This window comes from Pedobacter punctiformis (assembly GCF_027213715.1).
GTDB classification, from domain to species: Bacteria; Bacteroidota; Bacteroidia; order Sphingobacteriales; family Sphingobacteriaceae; genus Pedobacter; species Pedobacter punctiformis.
In genome coordinates this window covers 2,046-5,602 of record NZ_JAPWGM010000011.1, presented here as the reverse complement: position 1 = coordinate 5,602, position 3,557 = coordinate 2,046, and the positions used below count along the sequence as shown (strand labels likewise).

The 3,557-nt window shown below is 47.5% G+C and carries 2 rRNA genes; both read right to left on the bottom strand.

The features are described 5' to 3' along the window. Positions 1–65: 65 nt before the first annotated feature. Positions 66–177, bottom strand: a 5S ribosomal RNA gene (gene rrf / locus O0955_RS18115). A 140-nt stretch (positions 178–317) separates the two neighbouring features. Further along, positions 318–3,190: ribosomal RNA gene (locus O0955_RS18110) — 23S ribosomal RNA — on the bottom strand. Between the last annotated feature and the right edge of the window lie 367 nt (positions 3,191–3,557).

The window sequence follows — 3,557 nt, the reverse complement described above, 5'->3', positions numbered from 1 at the left end:
AACCAAGAAAACCCTGCAACTGATAGTTACAGGGTTTCTTATTAATCTGCTGTTAGCAGTTTAAGATTTGGCACCGACCTACTCTCCCACGTGTTACCGCAGTACCATCGGCTCTGGTGGGCTTAACTTCTCTGTTCGGAATGGGAAGAGGTGGACACCACCGATATAGGCACCTAAATGTTTTTAAATAAGGGTCAGGATTTAAAACTGCACGGTATAAGGTACTCACCTTACGCCTTAAGCCTTTTTCCTTAAGCCTTAAATGACATATTATTGAAAGAAGTTAAGTTTTGAAGAACAAACAACAATCTTGTTGCTTTTGAAAGCTTCGGATGATTAGTATTACTCGACTATGCTCTCACAAGCTTTACATCTGTAACCTATCAACGTAGTAGTCTGCTACGGTCCTATATGGAATTCTCATCTCGTGGCTAGTTTCGCACTTAGATGCTTTCAGCGCTTATCTATTCCCAGCGTAGCTACTCTGCAATGCCCCTGGCGGAACAACAGATTCACTAGAGGCTAGTCCAACCCGGTCCTCTCGTACTAAGGTCAGCCCCACTCAAAATTCCTACGCCCACAACAGATAGGGACCGAACTGTCTCGCGACGTTCTGAACCCAGCTCGCGTGCCACTTTAATCGGCGAACAGCCGAACCCTTGGGACCTTCTCCAGCCCCAGGATGTGACGAGCCGACATCGAGGTGCCAAACCTCCCCGTCGATATGAGCTCTTGGGGGAGATCAGCCTGTTATCCCCAGCGTACCTTTTATCCTTTGAGCGATGGCCCTTCCATGCAGAACCACCGGATCACTATATCCGTCTTTCGACCCTGATCGACTTGTCTGTCTCACAGTCAAGCAAGCTTATGCTATTGCACTCCTCATACGGTTACCAAGCGTATTGAGCTTACCTTTGAAAGCCTCCGTTACCTTTTTGGAGGCGACCACCCCAGTCAAACTACCCATCAAACAATGTCTCCCCATTGGGGATTAGACACCGAATACAGAAAGGGTGGTATTTCAACGTTGGCTCCACGACGCCTAGCGACGCCGCTTCAAAGCCTCCCACCTATCCTACACATCCTGTATCCAATGTCAATGTTAAATTGTAGTGAAGGTGCATGGGGTCTTTCCGTCCCGTTGCGGGTACCCGGCGTCTTCACCGGGACCACAATTTCACCGAGCTCATGGCTGAGACAGCGCCCAGATCGTTACACCATTCGTGCAGGTCGGAACTTACCCGACAAGGAATTTCGCTACCTTAGGACCGTTATAGTTACGGCCGCCGTTTACTGGGGCTTCGATTCAATGCTTCTCCTTGCGGATGACATCCCCTCTTAACCTTCCAGCACCGGGCAGGTGTCAGGCCTTATACTTCATCTTTCGATTTTGCAAAGCCATGTGTTTTTGTTAAACAGTCGCCTGGGCCTTTTCACTGCGGCTGACATTACTGCCAGCGCCCCTTCTCCCGAAGTTACAGGGCCATTTTGCCGAGTTCCTTAGCCATGATTCACTCGAGCACCTTAGAATTCTCTTCCCGGATACCTGTGTCGGTTTGCGGTACGGGTTTTTATAACCTGAAGCTTAGCGGTTTTTCTTGGAAGTCTGTTTACCTGCTCTATCCACTCAACCGAAGTCTCGCGGTACTATTAGGTTTCAGCATCGTTGGCGGATTTGCCTACCATCGATATACCTACGCCCTTTAACGATCTATTCCGTCAGATCGCGGCAGTGTCACTACTCCGTCCCCACATCGCAGTTATAAAAAGTACTGGAATATTAACCAGTTGTCCATCGAATTTCCCCTTCGGGTTCTCCTTAGGTCCCGACTAACCCTGATCCGATTAGCGTTGATCAGGAAACCTTATCCTTTCGGTGGGCGGGTTTCTCTCCCGCCTTATCGTTACTTATGCCTACATTTGCTTTTCTATACGCTCCAGCACCCATTACCAGATACCTTCACTGCATATAGAATGCTCCCCTACCGATATATTTCAATCCCATAGCTTCGGTGATACACTTAATGCCCGTTTATTATCCATGCCCGATCGCTCGACTAGTGAGCTGTTACGCACTCTTTAAATGAATGGCTGCTTCCAAGCCAACATCCTAGCTGTCTGTGCAATCGGACCTCGTTAGTTCAACTTAGCGTACACTTAGGGACCTTAGCTGATGGTCTGGGTTCTTTCCCTCTCGGCCCGTGACCTTAGCACCCCGGGCCTCACTGCAGATCATATTTAATAGCATTCGGAGTTTGTCTGGATTTGGTAGGATTTGACTCCCCCGCACCCAATCAGTAGCTCTACCTCTATTAAACTTTATATCCACGCTGTTCCTAAAAACATTTCGGGGAGTACGAGCTATTTCCCAGTTTGATTAGCCTTTCACCCCTACCCACAGATCATCCGGAAACTTTTCAACGTTTATCGGTTCGGTCCTCCAGTACGTGTTACCGCACCTTCAACCTGTCCATGGGTAGATCACAAGGTTTCGCGTCTACCTCCTCTGACTATACGCCCTATTCAGACTCGCTTTCGCTTCGGATCCGTGTCTTAAACACTTAACCTTGCCAGAGAAGAGTAACTCGTAGGCTCATTATGCAAAAGGCACGCCGTCACGCCACCTGGACGCTCCGACCGCTTGTAAGTACACGGTTTCAGGTTCTATTTCACTCCCCTGTTCGGGGTTCTTTTCACCTTTCCCTCACGGTACTGGTTCACTATCGGTCTCTCAGGAGTATTTAGCCTTACCGGATGGTGCCGGCAGATTCCCACAAGGCGTCTCCGACCTCGCGGTACTCAGGATACTACTAGGCTAACATTCTATACGTGTACCGGGCTATCACCGTGTATCGCTGGGCTTCCCATCCCATTCCACTTCTGTTTGTTAATACCACATCGTAGTCCTACAACCCCCATTTTGCCGTAACAAAATAGGTTTGGGCTCTTTCCCGTTCGCTCGCCACTACTTAGGAAATCATTATTATTTTCTCTTCCTCTGCTTACTTAGATGTTTCAGTTCGGCAGGTTTGCTCATTATGTGACTGGTCTTCAACCAGCCGGGTTGCCCCATTCGGAAATCTTCGGATCAATTCCTATTTGCAAATACCCGAAGCTTATCGCAGCTTATCACGTCCTTCATCGCCTCTGAGAGCCAAGGCATCCCCCGTGTACTCTTTCTTACTTTCTTCTACTTATACGCCTTTTGCGCCGTATAGTATGCTTTTTTTGCTCTTGTTATGATGTCTCATACCTTCCATTGAGTTGCCTCTCAAGTCGGTGAGCACAAACACAACAGTCGCCTATTGTTGTTTGCTCTTCTTTTTTAACTTCTTCCAATATGTCAAAGAACTTTACTAAGATCAGGTAAAGGGTATAAAGTCACAGGTTTCATTGCCTGATCCTAAGCCTTTAGCTTCGTCTTGTTAGTAAAAAACTGCGGTCTCGAACCGTTTAATATATAATATCCTATATATCTGCCCCTTTGGCGTTTTCTTTCTTAAATCATGTCAATGTATATTGCCAATCCAGGCAATCTTTGCTTTTTATTCTTGTGT